This window comes from Paenibacillus dokdonensis (assembly GCF_004916975.1).
In the GTDB taxonomy this organism is placed as follows: Bacteria; Bacillota; Bacilli; order Paenibacillales; family Paenibacillaceae; genus Paenibacillus_AQ; species Paenibacillus_AQ dokdonensis.
This window is the reverse complement of the sequence record NZ_STGQ01000002.1, coordinates 1,155,082-1,172,837: the sequence shown is the minus strand read 5'-3', so window position 1 is coordinate 1,172,837 and position 17,756 is coordinate 1,155,082. Positions and strand designations below refer to the sequence as shown.

Below are 17,756 nucleotides of genomic sequence, written 5' to 3'. Positions count from 1 at the left end.
GTGGATATTCTTTGGATATAAGGATGTAATCTCTTTGTTGCTGTTCATGCTTATATCATAAGAATCTCTTTATCGATGTAGCCTCACAGATGCCAGACCGCTTCTAGTGGTGGATATTCTTTGGATATAAGGATGTAATCTCTTTGTTGCTGTATCATGCTTATATCATAAGAAAAAAGGATGCCCTTATGTCAGTGCATAAGTTCATCCTTTCATATGAGAATTTTCATATTTCCATACCGGTCAGCAGGGCGGTTTGTATAAAAAGCCTATGATATTCTTCATCTCCGGCCATAGGGAATCAATGTCGTTACGGTAAAACCCGAGGCCCCGTCCGCAATCACCGTGCCATTCACCGATGCGGTCCGTTCTTCCATGCCAAGAAGGCCAAGCCCTTTTACAATTTTCTCCGTCCCCCGGCCGTTATCGGATACCACAGCTTGTATAAAGCGGTTCAGGACCCTGACCTCCACATGAACCGTGGTGGCTGAAGCGTATTTCGCGGCATTTGTCAGGCACTCGGTTACATTTTCATGGATGATCTTCCACTGCAGCGGGGTAATGATCTTCATATCCCCATGATGGACCACACTCGTATGCAAATTCGCCTGATTTCCGAAGGACTCCACCGCTGCTTTCAGGCGCGTCAGTCCGAGCTGCTCCACCAGAGGCTTATTGTTTTTCAGCGTCAACCGGATTTCCTCAATACCTTCTTTGGATATGCCAATCGCATTTTGAAGGAGCACGCTAGCGGTGGCAGGATCGTTATCAAGAAGCCGTTTGGCGGCTTCCATCTGAATCAGCGCTCCCGTCATTGCATGTCCGAGACCGTCATGGATTTCCTGCGCAAGGCGGTTGCGCTCCTCCAGCTTCACCATATATTCCGAGGTGCGGGCAAATTCATAGTTATCATTCTGCTTTTTTGTCAGCCGCTGCAGATCATGCCGCATCCTGTCGATCGCCGCATCCTGTCGGTCCACCTTGTCCATATACCGCCGGATCAGTGTGTAATTCAAGAAACTGAGCAACGCAATAAACGCATAGTTCGTCAGCAAAAGGTCTCGCAGGAACAGGGCGGGCAGTAGAGCCGCCGCCAGCAGGGCCGGATATTTATTCCGGATATGGAATGAAGCAATCTCATACATATTTAGCGGGAGTAAAAGGATAAAGTTAGGCTCTTCATACCATGCGCAGCCCAAAACATACGCAATAATAAGCAAAAGCACACCTTGCTTCAGCCGCGGATCCTTCACAATATGCTGCACCAGGTTTAGGGCAATATAGATTAAAAAGAATAAGATTAACCATCTACCCGATTGATCAGAACCAAAATACGTAATAATAACGATATATATGAGCAATATGATCTTTGTGCCGGTAGTCCATAGCTCCATTTGCAATCACGACCTTTCCGTCCTAACGGATTTTACCCGTCAGATAATAGATCGCGATCTGCGTCCGGTGCGAAAGTGCCGTTTTATTCAATATGGACGTGATATAATTGGCGGTTGTCCCTTCGGAAATAAACAATTCCTTTGAGATTTCCTTGTTGGACAGCCCCTGCGCAATCAGGGACATGACACCCAATTCCCGCTCCGTAAATTGACTGCGGTCGAAAGGACTCGCGGCATGGGAGCCATCCTTCTCCGGATGATCGCCCTGTTTTTGTTTTCCTTCGGCAGCAGACAGGCTGGGACAATTGCCAACTTTAGGCTCCTGGCCGCCAAGCATCTGGGATTTCAGCTTATCCAGCACTACGTCCTGGAGGACGCTGTGACCGTTATGTACACTCTTAATCGCATCGCGGATCCGCTCCGGATCGTTGTTCTTTAGCAGATATCCCTTCGCACCGAAGCGGATGGCATCCAGAATATATTCATCATCTTCGAACGTGGTCAGAATAAGCGGCTTGGTTGCTGTCTGCTCGTTGATCAGCCTCGTGGCTTCTACACCGTTCATATTCGGCATCCGCACATCCAGCAGAGCGACATCCACTTCATGCGAACGGCAGTAATCTACAGCCTCCTGGCCATCACCAACCGTAGCAAGCACTTCAAATTCCCCGAATGTATTCAGAATAATCTTCATCCCTTCCCGGATGAATGAATTGTCATCAGCAATCAATACACGAATTTTCATCATACACCCCCTTGTGGTCATTATTGTAACCGAAGGATGTATTTTATTGGAAGGGGGGAATTCAATCATCCCAGTCTCATTTCATAGACCGATTCTTCTTGCGCTGTATCCTCGAACCACTCCTTGCCTGCATATACGAAACCGATTTTCTCAAGAATCTTGTAAGAATCCAGGTTATTCGGATCAACAGAGGCATGAATGCGTTTCACGCCGCTATTTCCTCTGGCAATTTCCAGGCAGGCCTTCGCCGCTTCGGTCGCATATCCCTTTCCCCAGCTGGACTTGGCAAAATGATAGATAAGTTCGACCTCTTGAATTTCCCCAGATACATTAAAGCCGCAGGCACCCATGACCGTTTCCGTTTCTTTCTCCACAACGGCGTAAACGGATAAGCCCTTTGCTTCATGACATTCGCGGTACGCCTTTAAGATCAAAGGCAGCTTATCATGCGGGGCAGCGCCAAGGCAGTAGCGCATGACTTCTTCGTCTCCCCAGAACTTCTTGGCGGCTTCCGCATCTGTATCCTCAAATGCACGCAGTATGATGCGTCCGGTATCATATATAGCCTTCATAAACCTTTCCCCCTGTACAAGAACCCCTTAGACTCTTTATGGAAACTATTGTAACCTAAAGCTGGATTTCACTAAAATAGCTCCTCCTTGTTTCAGCCAAAAAAAAGGTACAGCGTGCATGTAATACAGCAGCTGTACCTTTTTACCTTGTTGTCATATGTGCAGTTTAGCCTTTGCTGGCACCCGATGTTAATCCGTCTACAAGCAAACGTTGCAGGAAAATAAACAGGATGGTGATTGGAATTGCAATAAGAACAGACCCTGCGGCAAACGCCGGGAAGTTCGTATTCTGATTCGAGGCAACCATATCATACAAGCCGACCGCAAGCGTCCAGTTTTCCTTCGTCCGCAGTACGAGCCTCGCAAAAATATAATCAACCCAAGGTCCAACGAACTGCGTCAGCGCCAAATAAGTAATCATCGGCTTCGACAGCGGCAGGATAATCCGCGTGAAAATCATCCAGTTGCTCGCTCCGTCGATTTTGGCTGCCTCGTCCAGCGTGCGCGGAATGGTGTCCAAAAACCCTTTGGCGATAAATGTCCCTCCGAGAGGAGCACCGGCTGCATATACAATAATGAGCGCCAGATGTGTATCGAGCAAATGCCATTCCTTAAGTAAAAGGTAGATGGCGATCATGCTCATGAATCCCGGGAACATTCCGAGGATCAAAACCGTCGACAATGCCGTTTTGCGTCCGCGGAAGCGGAAACGTGAAACCGCATAACTGGTCAACAGGGTGAGCAGTACACCGATAATCATGGACAATATGGCGATTTTCAGGGTATTCATATACCATTGGCCAAACAAAATGCTTTTGGAATGAAACAATTCCCGGTAATGATCCAGCGTTAAACTCTCTGGAATCAGGGTTTTGCTGTACAACGATTTACCGGACCGGAATGATCCCAGGAGCACCCAGAGCGCAGGATAGATCGCAACTACCGACATGATGATTAAAATGATATAGCTCAGCCCCAAACGGAAGCCTTTTTTCACTTTACGTCCGCTCATTGGATCATATCCTCCTCTTTAAATGACTTGGTCCGGCGATAGTTATAGATAGAGAACGTAGCAATGATCAGGAATATAATGATGCCGACGGCGGAAGCCATATTGTATTTATTCTGATCCAGCGTCAGTTTATACAGCCAGGTTACGAGCAGATCCGTCGCACCCGCATATTGGTAGTCCCCGACGACGGGATTCCCGTTCGTTAACAGATAAATGGCGCCGAAGTTGTTGATATTGCCTGCAAACTGCATGATCAATGTAGGCGCCGTCGAGAACAGTATCATCGGCAGCGTCACGATGCGGAACTTTTGATACCCGCTTGCGCCGTCGATATCTGCCGCTTCGTACATATCCTTCGGAATCGTCGTCAGTACCCCCATGATCAAAATCATGGAAACCGGAATACCAACCCACATGTTGACGACAATGACGGTGACTTTAGCCCAAAATGGGTCTGTTAGCCATGGCAGGCCGCCTAACCCCAAATATCCGAGATATTGGTTGATCGGGCCGAACTGGCCGTTAAACATGTTTCTCATGACAAGCAGCGAGATCAGCTGCGGGATTGCATAAGGAATAACCAGAATCGTCCGCCACAGCCCCTTGAATTTGATGCCCTGCTGGTTAATCAAAAGCGCCACGAGCAGGCCGCCCAAATAGGTGGTAAATGTGGACAGAATTGCCCAGATAATAGTCCAGCTCAGAACGCCGAAAAAGGTATGGCTCCACGTCTTGAGGGTTAACAGATCCCGGAAAGTCTGAAATCCTACCCAATCGACGAGTTTAGCCGGAGGAATATGATTCGGTGCCGAATAGTTCGTAAATGCCAGCATGATCATAAAAATGATCGGCATGATCGTAAAAAACAAAATACCGATCGCAGGCAGGCTCAGAAAAGACTGCGCGAATTTATAGTCCATAATGTACCGGACCGACTGCTTAAAGCTGTTAGGCTTTATGCCTTTTTCCCGGTTTTGCGCCGTTTTGTAGGCATCCCGGACATTCATGATGTACAAGATGATAAACAAAACAAAAAATAAAAGCGTAATCAAGCTTTGGACCAAAATAAAAATGGAGTGGTCCCCATCAAGCCACTTGCCTTTGACCAGTCTCCGGGGTGCATCTCCGAGTGTGACGATCCCCCATAAAGATCTGCCTAAATTTCCGCTGAAATAAAAAATCCCCCAAGCCTCGACAAGCAGGAAAATGACGCCCTTGATGAACTGGCGGTTATATATTTGTCCCAGTCCCATGCTTAAAATCGACAGTATCGTTGCCTTACTGCGGTGCCTTTGCATCAGCCCTCTCCCCTCCCCGAATTCTAAGAAAAACGAACTCAACGCTACGTAGGAAAACCGTCTTTACTGCATATCCCTTGCAGCCCAAACGCCTTCTAAGGTGAATCACCCGCCGCTCACCGAGCGGCGGGTGGGTTCATCATTATTTTCAAACCATTGCATTGATTACTTGGTGGCGCCGTTGTTCAAATCTTTGATTTGCTGTGCAGCCTTATCCATGGCTGTTTTTGGATCCATGTTGTTATCCCAAATTTCTGGAAGAGCTGCGTTCACAGGGCTCCATACGTTGCCCATTTCAGGAATGGAAGGCATTGGCTGAGAGTTTTTGGCTTGCTCTGCAAATGCGGATACATATGGATCGTTTTTGATTTGGTCGGCTTCCAGAGCTTCATTGTTCGTAGGGATGGAGCCGACTTTTTCGTTCAGCAGCAATTGAGCATCTTTGGTCGATGCAAATTCAGCGAATAATTGGGATGCGTTTGGATACTTCGTAAACGAGTTTACATACCAAGCTTTGATGCCGGAGAAAGAAATAGCCGTTTTGCCTCCGATAGACGGAATCGGAGCGATGCCCAGATTATCACCGAGGGCTTTCTTATAGCCGCCAAGCTCCCATGGTCCGTTGATATCCATGGCTACGTCGCCGGAGTTAAACAAACTGCGTTTGATATCCGGATTGATGTCGCCGCTCTTCACAGGCAGAATGGATTTCAGTTCCTGGTATACTTTCAAGCTTTCCAAAGCGCCTTCGTTGTTGATGCCGATATCGTCTTTGTCGGTGCCGTTCTTGCCGAAAATGTATCCGCCGGTCGTTGCGATGAACGGATAGTTGAAGTACATATTGCCCGTTTCCCACATGATGGCGTATTTTTTCTTCGCGTTATCCGTAAATGTTTTACCGAAGGCGATGACGTCTTCAAACGATTTTGGAGCTTCTTTTACAATGGACTTATTGTAGTACAGGGCATAGGTTTCAGCCGCTCTTGGATATCCATACAGCGTACCGTCATAAGTTACGCCTTGAATGGAAGCCTCAGTATTGTTCTTGGTCGTTTCATCTTTAAATGTATCGTTTGCAAGCAAAAGTCCTGCTTCCACGGCTCTGCCCAGGTTATCATGCGGGAAAATGACAACGTCAGCAGCAAGGCCCGAAGGTCCGTCCTGGGACAGCTTCGTAACTTGGTCCGTCGGTGCTACTTCTTCGATTTTGACAGGCACGTTATATTTTGCAGTGAATTGTTTTGCGATCTCGTCCGTGTACGCTCTCTCGTCTTTACTTTCCCAAACAACGATCGAAGCTCCATCCTCAGGCTTCAAAGCCTCAGTGGTTGTGGATTCATCCTTGTTATCCGTAGCAGGCGCTGTTGTATCTGTATTGGTGCCGGACGTTGCCGGCTCCTCTGCAGTCTTACTTGAGCTGCCGCATGCTGTAATTGAGAATGCCATGGTCAGCGTTGCAGCCAGTGCCATAACCTGTTTTATTTTCATTTCAAAATAACCCCTCTCCAAGATATAAACTTGTACGCATCCGATTACAGCGCAAACGATTTCACAAAAAGGATGACTGATCTCTTTTGTATGTATTTAGACCATATCTCATGAATAATTTGTCAGGTAAGCGCTTTAATCATGCGTTTATCATACACAATGCGTAATATTTTGTAAAAACGTTTGCACAGTGTATTTTAAGCCATATATGCCCATTCTACGGTTATTATCTAGGAATATCTCCAAATATCACATGATTCCTGTTAATTTCATCTTGTATTATTGTAAAACGACTGTGGAATAAGCTGGAAGGATTACAGTATTTTTGTGCATTGACGCGGTGCTGCTGCTGTTTCTGATTATTTTCCCGAAAGAGGACAGGTCTGCTGAATCCAACGGAATATCCTGTGGTTGACCTGACAGGTTGTGCAAAACAAGCACAGTTTGTTGTGCACTTCTGCGCACAAAAGAAACGATTGCCGGATTTTTCGTATCCACGCTTTTCAAATCTCCATCCCGAAGTGCAGGCAGCTCATTTCGCCAATGGATCAGGTTCCGGTACGCGGACAATAGTGAATCCGCTTGCCTTGTTTGGATCTCCACATTGGAAGTTGCTTGATCCGCACCGCTGACGGCCCGGTTTTCCCAGGTGGTCTGTCCCTTTTCCCCGCCACTCTTCGTCCAGGCAAATGGTTCGCGGATATGCTCATCGGGCTTTACGCCCTGCATGCCAATTTCCTCACCGTAATAGATAAACGGGTTCCCTGGAAGCGTGAGCAGCAGTGCCGCCGCCATTTTGGCGTGGTTTGTATCCTTACCGAGCTGGCTCATCACCCGGTCCTGATCATGATTGGACAAAAAGACGGCATCAACGAATTGATTTTGGGATTTGTCCATGTAGAACTGGTTGGTTCGTTCCAGCGTAAAGCCAAGATTATTATCCTTCTCCTGCTTGACCGCACTGATTATGCTGTCCGCGAGGTTAAAGTCAAAGGCAGAATTGAACGCGCCGTCCAAATATGGGGCGACAACCGCTGCTGACTTCTCCCATATCTCACCGACCATATAGGCTTCCTTGTTCACGCTATCCATGCTGCTGCGGAATTCCTGCCACCATGCGGTGTTTTTGGCTGTGGTTGCCGTACCGCGATCGCTTTGCAGGTTCTCGTAAATATGCTTGGCTCCATCCACCCGAAAACCGTCAATGCCAAGCTTCAACCAGAACTGGCCGATGTTTTCAATTTCCTTGCGGACTTCCGGATTATCGAAATTGAGATCAGGCATACCTTCCCAGAACGTCCCGAGATAATGCGTACCGCCGCGTTCAAACCACGGATTGCCGCTGCCGGCTGCGCTCGTACCCGATGGACTGATTCCCTGGTCCTCTGCCCATACGTACCAATCGCGGTATTTGCTGTTTTTGTCTTTGCTGGCCTCAAGAAACCATGGATGCTTCACACTGGTATGATTGACAACAAGGTCCATAATGACCTTGATTCCACGCTTATGCGCTTCCTCCACCAGCTTTTTCATGTCCTCCAGCGTTCCGTAATCGGGATTAATATTCCGGTAATCGGTAATACCATAGCCATGATAGCTTGGCGACGGATTGACCGGCATCAGCCAGATTCCGCCTACTCCCAAATCATCATGGGTATCCGGATTGCCGTCATTGAGATAGTCCAGCTTCTCCGTCAATCCCTTGAGATCGCCGATCCCGTCTCCATTTGAATCATAAAAAGACCGGACGAATACCTCGTAATACACGGTCGAGGACTGCTCATGAATTGCGGCTTGCGTCCCTTTTCCGTTCTCGGAAGCGGATGCCCCTTTCACCTGTGATTTGTCTGATGGCTCCGTCTGCTTCACACCTGTATCCTGACCCGTTTGCTGTTCTAAAGGCACGGCTGTTTTCTCCCCGCTGCTGCAGCCGGCAAGCAGTGAGCCCGCCAACATCGCTGCTGTCATACCTGTTCCAAAACGCTTGAATGCCTTCGCATGTGATTCTTTAAACTTCGGTTTTTTTAACTTTGGATTCATGCCATCCTCCTTGGTTAGAGCGCTTTATGATGTTCCTTATTACGCAGAATACGCTGTACAAAAACGTTTGCGCAACCACTTTTTCTTGATATTTACATTTTCATCCGTTGAATGGCCGGTTCCAAAACAAATTTATGCCCTTATTTTCCCTTTACTCGGGTTTTAGCCGGTTAAGCTCATGCTTATGCCTCAAAATCCGCACTTTGTTGCTATTTTCTGTGAATATCACTGGGGACATGAGGAACCATATTTACAAGCCCCAGGGATTTGGATTAAGATATCAAGTGTAAAATAGCACAATCAGGGGAACTGGCGTTCCTATGAAATTAAGAACGCAAACGGTTCCACAGGGAGGTAATAATGTCTGTAACGATAAAAGATGTCGCCAAAAAAGCGGGCGTTTCCCCCTCCACCGTGTCCCGTGTGCTGTCGAATAACACCAGAATCAGCCGTGAAACATCCCAGAGAGTACGGGATGTGATGGAGGAGCTCGGATATCATCCGAACATTATGGCCAAAAGCCTTGTCTCGCGGACCACGGAAAGCATTTGCGTGATCCTGCCGAAGCCCGCTGAAGAGCTGTTTCTGAATATGTTCTTCATGGAGCTGATCCGCGGGATCGTCACCCAGGCCAATCGCTCGGGATACGATGTACTGATTAGTTCCGGCGGCAGCGAGCAGGAGGAAATTGAAGCGGTATCACGCCTTCTGAAGGGAAAACGGGTCGATGGAGCCATACTGCTGTACTCCCGCAAGGATGATCAGGTTGTTGAATTTTTGAAAAATAACCAGTTTCCGTTCGTCCTGGTCGGACGGAGCGAGAAATTCCCAGACATTCTGTCCGTGGATAATGACAACGTCCAGGCCGCCTACGATGCCACTAAGCACCTGATCTCGCTCGGCCATCAGCGCATCGGCTTTGTCAGCGGTCCGCCGAACCATATTGTATCGCGTGACCGCATGAAAGGTTATGTCACCGCGCTGGAGGAAGCCGGACTTGAGAAGCGCAAGGAATGGATCGTCGAAGGCGAATTTTTGCAGGAAAGCGGCTACCGTGCCATGTCCTTTTTCATGAATCTTCCCGAGCGGCCAACCGCCTTGGTTGTGGTGGATGATCTTGTATCCCTCGGCGTTTTACGTGGATTGTATGAGCTTGGCTACAAGGTTCCTGAGGATTTATGCATTGTCAGCTTTAACAATCTTTCGATTGCCGAATTATCGACACCTCCTGTCAGCAGCATGGATATCGGCATTTATAATCTTGGATATACCGCTTCGCAGGCATTGATTCAATCCATCCAGCATGAGGGGGAAAGACAGTTCCAAAAGCGTCATATCATCCCGCATCGGCTGGTTATCAGAGAATCATCGTTATATTCGCCGCCTAAAAAGCCATGATTACTGGTATTCCTGCCAGCAACTATAAAAACGTCAGATAGATCAACCATTTTATCGCCTGGTAGAACCCTTTTAAAAATTTCCTCTTGACGACCGGGCCTGTTTGACGTTATTTTCACAGAAGAAGAACCTTTCCTTATTTCAGGAATCATTCTCGAGAAATAGGGAATTATGTTATAAAATATACACAGACTGGATTTCGTAAAATCCGTGAACAGGTGAAGCATCTTTGGTGCTTCATTTATTTTCAGAAATTGTTCAAACGTTTGCACAACTACCAAGGAGGACTTCTTCCATGACACTTCATACTCCGATTCGAGCTTGTCTGTTTGATCTGGACGGCGTACTTGTCGATACTGCGAAGTATCATTTTCTGGCCTGGAAACGGCTCGCCGAGGAACTTGGCTTTACTTTTACAGAGCATGACAACGAGCGCCTGAAGGGCGTCAGCCGAATGGCTTCGCTCGATATTTTGCTTGAGATTGGCGGAGTTTCGCTTGATGACGAAACGAAGATTTCGCTCGCCGAGAAAAAGAATGGATGGTACGTAGATTATATATCGCATATGGATGAATCAGAGATTCTTCCGGGTGCGCTAGCGTTCTTACAAGATCTGAAAGCAGCCGGCATTCTCGTTGCTCTTGGTTCAGCCAGCAAAAACGCATTGACCATCCTGAACAACACCAAGATGGTACCTTACTTCGATGCCATTATTGACGGAACGAAAACGGCCAGTGCCAAGCCTGATCCGGAAGTATTCCTGCTGGGCGCGAAAGAGCTGAATGTCAGCCCTTCCGAATGCATCGTGTTCGAGGATGCCGAAGCCGGCATTGAAGCAGCGATCCGCGCTGGTATGCGCAGCATCGGAATAGGCTCCAAGGCTACACTTGGCCGCGCTGATGAAGTCGTTCCCTCCCTGCAGGAAATGTCGATCAGCCGGCTGAACGATATTTTCCCGGCTCAGTAATTCGGGTTATTTCCCTGGAAATCGAAAATAAATGACATCAAGTCTTCGCAAAATACAGAATACAACCATGTTGAATCAATTTCATATACCTTCAGCCGCTTCAATCAAGGCTATATATAAATCCAAACGGTTTTATTGGTCTATATATAGTTTCAATATTATCGTTTTAGTGAGTTATGAAATTGATTCGTTTATTTCTAAATAAGCTACCCTACAATGTTTTCAAAGGAGCCGGTTACTGTGAAGCAATATTTAAAGCTCGATAAATGGAACATCATCGAAGAGGATTTCCAGCTGCATCAGCATGAAATCTCTGAAAGTATTTTCAGCATCGGAAATGGATACATGGGCCAGCGCGCCAATTTTGAAGAAGCCTACAGCGGTCCATCGCTGCAAGGCAGCTATATGGCAGGCGTTTACTATCCCGACAAAACACGTGTCGGCTGGTGGAAGAACGGCTATCCGGAGTATTTTGCCAAAGTGCTGAACAGCACCAACTGGATCGGTATCAACATTGATATTGACGGACAACCGCTGGACCTCGCCACCTGTACTGTTAAAGATTTTTCGCGGGTGCTGAACATGAAGGAAGGTACGCTTTCCCGCAGCTTTACCGCTGAACTGGAGGGCGGCAAGGAAGTTCGCGTTGAATCACTGCGCTTTGTTAGCATGACCCGTCATGAAATCGGCGCGATCCGCTATGCCGTTACCCCGCTCAATTTCAGCGGAACGCTTACCGTAACTCCATACCTGGATGGTGACGTACAAAATAAGGACTCTAATTACGAGGAAAAATTCTGGGCAGAGGTCTCTAAGGAATTCGGTGAAAACGATGCGGCATTAACCATAAAGACCAAAAAGCTCGACTTCCATCTCACCTCGGTAATGAAGTTTGAAATCAGCAAAAACGGTGAACCACTGACTTTTGAAGCTGAACAAATTGAAAAAGAAAAATACGTGGGATCCCGCGTACAGATTCAAGCCGCAGAGAACGAACAGATCGTTATTTATAAGTATGTGGCCAATGTTACTTCCCGCGACTTTGGCTTTGGACAGCTGGTCGATGCCGCGCGCGGTGCACTTCAAAGCGCTGTAGAGGCCGGATTTCAGGAACTGCATAAAGAGCAGATTCAGGCATGGGCCGACAAATGGCGCGACAGCGATATCGTGATTGAAGGCGATGTGGCTGCGCAGCAGGCGATCCGCTTTAACATTTTTCAGCTGAACCAAACCTACAGCGGCGAGGACGACCGTCTGAATATTGGACCGAAGGGCTTTACCGGTGAAAAATACGGCGGCAGTACCTACTGGGATACCGAAGCTTATTGCCTGCCGTTCTACCTGAGCACAGCAGACTCTTCCATCGCCCGCAACCTGCTCATCTACCGCTACAAGCATTTGGAAAAAGCGAAGGAAAACGCGCGCAAGCTTGGTTTCACCAAAGGAGCCCTCTACCCGATGGTTACCATGAACGGCGAGGAATGCCATAATGAATGGGAGATTACCTTTGAGGAAATCCATCGTAACGGCGCCATCGCTTATGCGGTTTACAACTATGTGAATTATACCGGGGACTTCGATTATCTGGGCCAATACGGTCTGGAAGTTCTCGCTGAAAATGCCCGATTCTGGGAGGAACGTGTTAACTACGTGCCAGCCAAGGATCAATATGTGATGCTCGGCGTGACAGGTCCGAACGAATACGAAAATAACGTCAATAACAACTGGTATACGAACCGCATCGCCTCGTGGACCATGGAATATACACTGGAAGTGCTGGATTACCTGCGCGAAAATGAACCTTCCCGCTATAATGAGCTCGTGGAGAAGCTGCATTTGACCACAGATGAAACAGAGAAATGGCATGAGATTATTGATAAAATGTACTACCCTTACGATCCTGAACGTGAAGTCTTCCTGCAGCAGGACGGCTTCCTGGATAAAGATCTAACGCCTGTAAAGGATCTCGATCCCAAGCATCTGCCACTGAACCAAAACTGGTCCTGGGACCGGATTTTGCGCTCTGCCTACATCAAACAGGCTGATGTCCTGCAGGGTCTCTTCTTCCTGGGCGACCGCTATGATCTGGCCACGAAAAAGCTCAATTTCGACTTCTACGAGCCGCTGACGGTACATGAGTCCTCCCTCTCCCCTTGTGTACACTCCATTATGGCGTGTGAGCTCGGTTACAAGGAGAAGGCTTATGAAATGTACCTGCGTACCTCGCGCCTTGATCTGGATAATTACAACAATGATACCGAGGATGGATGTCATACGACCAGTATGGCCGGTACGTGGATGTCCGTAGTTCACGGCTTCGGCGGCCTGAAGGTCAAGGATGGCGTTCTGCAGCTGAACCCGTTTAACCCGGGACACTGGAAGTCCTTCTCTTTCAAAGTGATGTTCCGCGGCTCGCGCCTCAAGGTAACGGTTGGCGAACATGATGTGATTGTGGCCAACGAATCCGAAGTGCCTGCCGATATCAACGTGTATGGCAAAGATTATACGGTCGGCGGTATGGGCAACGTAAAAGTCGCACACTAAGATAGAGACTTCTAACGATGTACTTCACAAGAGACGGACCGCATTGTACGGTCCGTCTTCTCTTTTACGCGTTGTGGTAAAGAAAGAGCGGCACAAGCTTAAACGCTTGTGCCGCTCTTATATTGCAGGTTTTCCTTTGGGGTATTTTACCCCGACTGTATTGTATAAAACCGGGTTCTGAACCAACAACCAGAATGTATAATAAAGGTATTCGTTACTCATGGATAGAATATGTATATGTATGGATATGTAAAATACAACGCAGGGTGATTTCAATGAAATTTCTAACTATGTACCGAGACGAACCGATGTGGTTTAGAGTCGTTTGGATGGGTGCGGTGATCGCCATGATTGTCCTCTTAATCATCGGTCGTTGGAGATACGTTCCATTATGCGCCTCTATCTTTTATGTCTTTTTTTCCATCCGCCATTGGAAGAACAAAGAAGAAAACAAACGGATTCCTTATCTTATCACTGCTATATTATTCTTCATTTCCTTTCTGGGAATGATTGGTGTGATATAGACAAATCCCTAAACCAAAAACCGTAGCCCCTCACAGGACTACGGTTTTCATTTTTCCATATGTAGTTGTTACACGGCCCGCTGTGCATCAAATGGAGGACGGTCGGAGGGTTTGCCGAACAAATAGCCTTGGGCAAGCTGAATGCCAGAATTACGGCAAAATTCAAACTCCTCCCGGCGTTCAATGCCTTCAGCAAGCACGTGGCCGCCAAACTTTTCAGCCCGGTCAATGATATTCAGGATTTGATCTCTTTTGGCAGCGTCCTGATCACAGCAGTCGATCAAGCTGCGGTCAATCTTCACATAATCCGGTTTCAACATCGACATCACTTCCATCGTCGAGTAGCCGGATCCCACATCATCCAGTGCCACCTTCATCCCATGATCGCGATACGCCTTGAAAATTTGGAGGAGGTGATCCATGTTAACGATTTTTTCCGTTTCCACCACTTCAAACACAAAGTCTTCAGGATCCAGGTGCAACCGGTCAATGGTTTTAAAGGTATGACTCAGGCAATATTCAGGATTATATATGGATGATGGCAAGAAATTAATAAAGCGTTTGATGCCCTTCGGCAGCCACTCCGCGCTGGTCTCGATCGCCGAAATTCGGGCTGCCCGGTCCAGGAAGGAGTGCATCCCGGTTTCCCTGGCGATTTCAAACAATTGGTACGGTTGAAAATGAATACCGTTTGGCGCAGGACGCAGCAGGAACTCGAAGCCGACTATTTTCTCCGAAATATCGACAATGGGCTGCATATGGCTTGAAAATTGCCCCTGTTGAATAATGTCCACCACGTTATAATGATTCATTCTCGCCCTCATCTGGGCGAGTGAAATCCAAGGACTGCTGCTTTCATCCCGCCCCCGGCCTGTAATGGAAATGGACGTTGCCTCCACGATATCTGCCGGAAGTATGTACAGGCTATGCATCAGTTCAAGAAGTTCATCCTTCGTATCGTAAAATACAATGATATCCTCAACGCCTGTTTCCGATGCAAGTTGTTTTTCATGGATGACTGCAGATACCAGATGATGTCTAGGCTTGAATCGGACCCTTCCTTGATCTTCTACAGGTTGTATGGGGGCGCATCCGCTGCAGTTCATGTAGTTCCTCCTTGGCATATTTTGCCGAAAATTGTTGATTTGATTATAGCACGGCGCCCTCAATTTGTGTGTGAGGTTTTGTTAATTTTAAACAATATTTTAACAAAACAAGGCCGACGGTTAACCTTAACCGTCGGCCTTGTTCTTTGGCTATAACATATGTCACATATGACTTAAGGGATCAAAATTTGTTGTCCAATTTTAAGGCCACGGACATTGTTGATTCCATTTGCCTTTGCAATTTTTTTCCAATCCACGCCGAACTGAAGTCCGATGCGGTAGAGATTGTCGCCCTTCTTGATCACATAAACCTTGCCGTTTGTAGACGGTTTGGTCGGTTCAGGTTTAGGCTCAGGCTTGGTTGTCGGCTCGGATGGCTTTGCCGGAACCGTAGGAACCGAAGGAGTTTGTGGCTTCTCTGGCTCTGCCGGAGTCGTTGTTGGCTCTGTGGAAGGAGCTGCTGCGCTTACGGACAGATCCAGGCCGTATTTGGCAAAACCATTTTCAGCGGCACCAACATACGACATATTCTTGCTTTTCGCTACCAAATCCTTTGCATCCGGAGAGGAAGTGAATGTTACATCCAGCTTCTTGTCGACCTGAGCAAACGACCAGTTGTTGTCCGCGGAAGGATTGATCGTTTCGTTTTCGCGGATGTAGTCAATAATAACCTGACGGTTTTCGTCCGGAGCTGCCATGATAATGCGCTTGCCATCCGGATTGGCCAATTTGGAGGACGAAGCACGGTAGTTGTTTGTTGCCACAACAAATTTTTGCTTCAGATCGATTGGCTTGCCATTGTACTGCAGGTTTTTGATACGGTTGGCATCGGCGTTTACCAAGCTACCTTTAAGATCATATTTTACTGGCTGTGTCACATCGATTTGGTACGTCACGCCATCAATAACATCATAGTTGTATGTTGGGAAATCATTATTGATAAGCGGTTGTTCCGTTGTTTTGGAAGGATCGATCTGGTTGAACTGTCCAGCGGACCATTCGAGCCAGTTTTTCACTTCTTCGCCAGTCACGACTACAGCGTGTACAGTGTTCGGATACACGTAGAGGTCAGAGACATTCTTAATCGCGATTGTTCCTGCCGGAATATTTGTATAATATGAAGCGCCTGAGCGTCCGCCTGCTTTAAATGGAGCTCCTGCAGAGAGAACTGGAAGGTTTTCGTATTCAGTACCTTTCAGGTTCTTTTCAACATACCATTTTTGCGCGTTGGTCACGATTTGGATAGACGGATCATCTTGCACAAGTGCGAAATAGCTGTTAATGGGTGCAGTGGTTTTGCCTACAGGGCCGCGAACGTAATCGATGGTTGCGTCATGCTCTGTTTTAACGGCGTCTACGATCTCTTGATCCGCATCCACCAGTGCTTTTTTAGTGGCTACATCATAAACGGCACGGGTTTCGGTTTTGGAGTCACTTACCTTCCATTTGCCGTCTACCATTTCGAGGTCCAGATCGATAATGCCGAGGTGGTCACCCCAATATCCAGGTTCAACAGATGGCACGCCATTGATGGTTCCCTTGTCGAGATCCACACCTTTTTTGCCTTTGAACTCAGCGCTTGGGAATGTTTTATGGGCATGTCCGAACATGATCGCATCGATGCCTTCAACCTGGCTCAGGTACAGAACGGAGTTTTCCATCAGCTCGGTTTGCGGAATATCCTCAAAGCCGGAGTGAGGAATCGCGACGATCACGTCGGCTCCTTCTTTTTTCATCTGAGGGATGAATTTCTTAGCCGTTTGGATGATGTCTTTTGCGATAACCTTGCCTTCAAGATTCGCACTATCCCACTGCATGATTTGAGGAGGTGCAAATGCGATAACGCCAACCTTAACGGTTTGCTCCTTGCCGTTCTCATCAATCACTTTCTTGTCCAGTATGGTATAAGGGGTAAAATAGTTCACATCATTGCTGTCATCTTTATCCCCGTCGTCTTTGTAAATATTGGCGTTAACGATCGGAAAGTTTGCTCCCTTTTCAGCCAGCTTCAGAAAATCGAGTCCGTAGTTAAATTCATGGTTCCCTACGCCGCCCGCATCATAACTCATTAAATCCATCGCTTTATATACCGGATGAGTTTCGCCCGGCTTGAGCGGGTTTACTTTAGCCACGTAATCTCCGAGCGGATTGCCCTGAAGAAGATCACCGTTGTCGAACAGCAGGCTGTTTTTTGCTTCTTTACGCGCTGCATTGATCAGGCTGGCTGTTTTGGCAAAGCCGTATTCGTCCGTTGGCTTGTCTGCATAGTAATCATAGTTGACCATATTCACATGCAGATCCGATGTTTCCATCAAACGGAGCTTTACTTTGGAGCCTGTACTACCGTCTGCGTACGCAGAAAACGGGAGCGCCAATACGTTGAATGCAACGGCGGCGGCGGCAATACTTTTTACAACTTTTTTACGGGACTTCGACATTTTACCCCTCCTAAATATATGTACCTCAAAAGTACAATGCACGGACCGTTTTGTAACCGTTCTCTAAAATAACCACCGGTTAAATCCTTCTATGGTCCAATAGTAGTTTATATCGATTCCATCCCAAAATAAAGACAAAAACACCCATTTGTAAAAAAATAATACCTGGGACCCTGTCCCAGGTATTATACAAGATTTTACATACTGGCTTTTAGTTCGAAAACACTAGC

12 protein-coding genes and 2 pseudogenes are annotated in these 17,756 nt (G+C 47.3%); 4 read left to right on the top strand and 10 right to left on the bottom strand.

The window, feature by feature from the left end; genetic code table 11:
* Nucleotides 1-281 precede the first annotated feature (281 nt).
* The 8 genes and pseudogenes from E6W40_RS23155 to E6W40_RS23125 all read right to left on the bottom strand — a co-directional run bounded on the left by E6W40_RS23155 (nucleotide 282) and on the right by E6W40_RS23125 (nucleotide 8,549).
* The gene (locus tag E6W40_RS23155; RefSeq protein WP_136607917.1) at nucleotides 282-1,394 is read right to left on the bottom strand and encodes a sensor histidine kinase; all 1,113 of its coding nucleotides are present in this window, start codon (nucleotides 1,392-1,394) and stop codon (nucleotides 282-284) included.
* 22 nt (nucleotides 1,395-1,416) lie between these two features.
* Nucleotides 1,417-1,617, bottom strand: a pseudogene (locus E6W40_RS30550) (response regulator transcription factor); the annotation flags it as partial.
* Between the two features lie 116 nt (nucleotides 1,618-1,733).
* Nucleotides 1,734-2,160 (bottom strand): annotated as a pseudogene (locus E6W40_RS30545) (response regulator); the annotation flags it as partial.
* A gap of 44 nt (nucleotides 2,161-2,204) precedes the next feature.
* Nucleotides 2,205-2,711: a GNAT family N-acetyltransferase gene (locus E6W40_RS23145; protein ID WP_136607915.1), complete on the bottom strand. Its 507-nt coding sequence runs from the start codon at nucleotides 2,709-2,711 to the stop codon at nucleotides 2,205-2,207.
* Between the two features lie 166 nt (nucleotides 2,712-2,877).
* Nucleotides 2,878-3,723 (bottom strand): sugar ABC transporter permease, encoded by an 846-nt coding sequence (locus E6W40_RS23140; protein ID WP_136607914.1) that lies wholly within the window; start codon nucleotides 3,721-3,723, stop codon nucleotides 2,878-2,880.
* Nucleotides 3,720-5,021 (bottom strand): carbohydrate ABC transporter permease, encoded by a 1,302-nt coding sequence (locus E6W40_RS23135; RefSeq protein WP_136607913.1) that lies wholly within the window; start codon nucleotides 5,019-5,021, stop codon nucleotides 3,720-3,722. Before E6W40_RS23135 ends, E6W40_RS23140 begins: the two co-directional genes overlap by 4 nt.
* A gap of 165 nt (nucleotides 5,022-5,186) precedes the next feature.
* Nucleotides 5,187-6,509, bottom strand: coding sequence for a sugar ABC transporter substrate-binding protein (locus tag E6W40_RS23130; protein ID WP_136607912.1), 1,323 nt, complete (start codon nucleotides 6,507-6,509; stop codon nucleotides 5,187-5,189).
* Nucleotides 6,510-6,788: 279 nt separating this feature from the next.
* Nucleotides 6,789-8,549 carry an alpha-amylase family glycosyl hydrolase gene (locus E6W40_RS23125; protein ID WP_246073141.1) on the bottom strand — a complete coding sequence of 587 codons (1,761 nt, stop codon included), beginning with the start codon at nucleotides 8,547-8,549 and terminating at the stop codon, nucleotides 6,789-6,791.
* A 360-nt stretch (nucleotides 8,550-8,909) separates the two neighbouring features.
* On the opposite strand from E6W40_RS23125, the gene E6W40_RS23120 reads away from it, so the two are divergent.
* The 4 genes from E6W40_RS23120 to E6W40_RS23105 all read left to right on the top strand — a co-directional run bounded on the left by E6W40_RS23120 (nucleotide 8,910) and on the right by E6W40_RS23105 (nucleotide 13,982).
* Nucleotides 8,910-9,947 (top strand): LacI family DNA-binding transcriptional regulator, encoded by a 1,038-nt coding sequence (locus E6W40_RS23120; protein WP_136607911.1) that lies wholly within the window; start codon nucleotides 8,910-8,912, stop codon nucleotides 9,945-9,947.
* A 295-nt stretch (nucleotides 9,948-10,242) separates the two neighbouring features.
* Complete coding sequence (gene pgmB, locus E6W40_RS23115; protein ID WP_136607910.1) at nucleotides 10,243-10,914, top strand: beta-phosphoglucomutase; 672 nt, start codon at nucleotides 10,243-10,245, stop codon at nucleotides 10,912-10,914.
* A 240-nt stretch (nucleotides 10,915-11,154) separates the two neighbouring features.
* Nucleotides 11,155-13,458 carry a glycoside hydrolase family 65 protein gene (locus E6W40_RS23110; protein ID WP_136607909.1) on the top strand — a complete coding sequence of 768 codons (2,304 nt, stop codon included), beginning with the start codon at nucleotides 11,155-11,157 and terminating at the stop codon, nucleotides 13,456-13,458.
* Between the two features lie 275 nt (nucleotides 13,459-13,733).
* The gene (locus E6W40_RS23105) at nucleotides 13,734-13,982 is read left to right on the top strand and encodes a hypothetical protein (protein WP_136607908.1); all 249 of its coding nucleotides are present in this window, start codon (nucleotides 13,734-13,736) and stop codon (nucleotides 13,980-13,982) included.
* A 68-nt stretch (nucleotides 13,983-14,050) separates the two neighbouring features.
* Here E6W40_RS23105 and E6W40_RS23100 read toward each other — a convergent pair whose 3' ends face one another.
* Together E6W40_RS23100 and E6W40_RS23095 are read right to left on the bottom strand one after the other, a co-directional pair.
* Nucleotides 14,051-15,088: an EAL domain-containing protein gene (locus E6W40_RS23100; RefSeq protein WP_136607907.1), complete on the bottom strand. Its 1,038-nt coding sequence runs from the start codon at nucleotides 15,086-15,088 to the stop codon at nucleotides 14,051-14,053.
* A 173-nt stretch (nucleotides 15,089-15,261) separates the two neighbouring features.
* The gene (locus tag E6W40_RS23095; RefSeq protein WP_136607906.1) at nucleotides 15,262-17,526 is read right to left on the bottom strand and encodes a bifunctional 2',3'-cyclic-nucleotide 2'-phosphodiesterase/3'-nucleotidase; all 2,265 of its coding nucleotides are present in this window, start codon (nucleotides 17,524-17,526) and stop codon (nucleotides 15,262-15,264) included.
* Nucleotides 17,527-17,756: the final 230 nt, after the last annotated feature.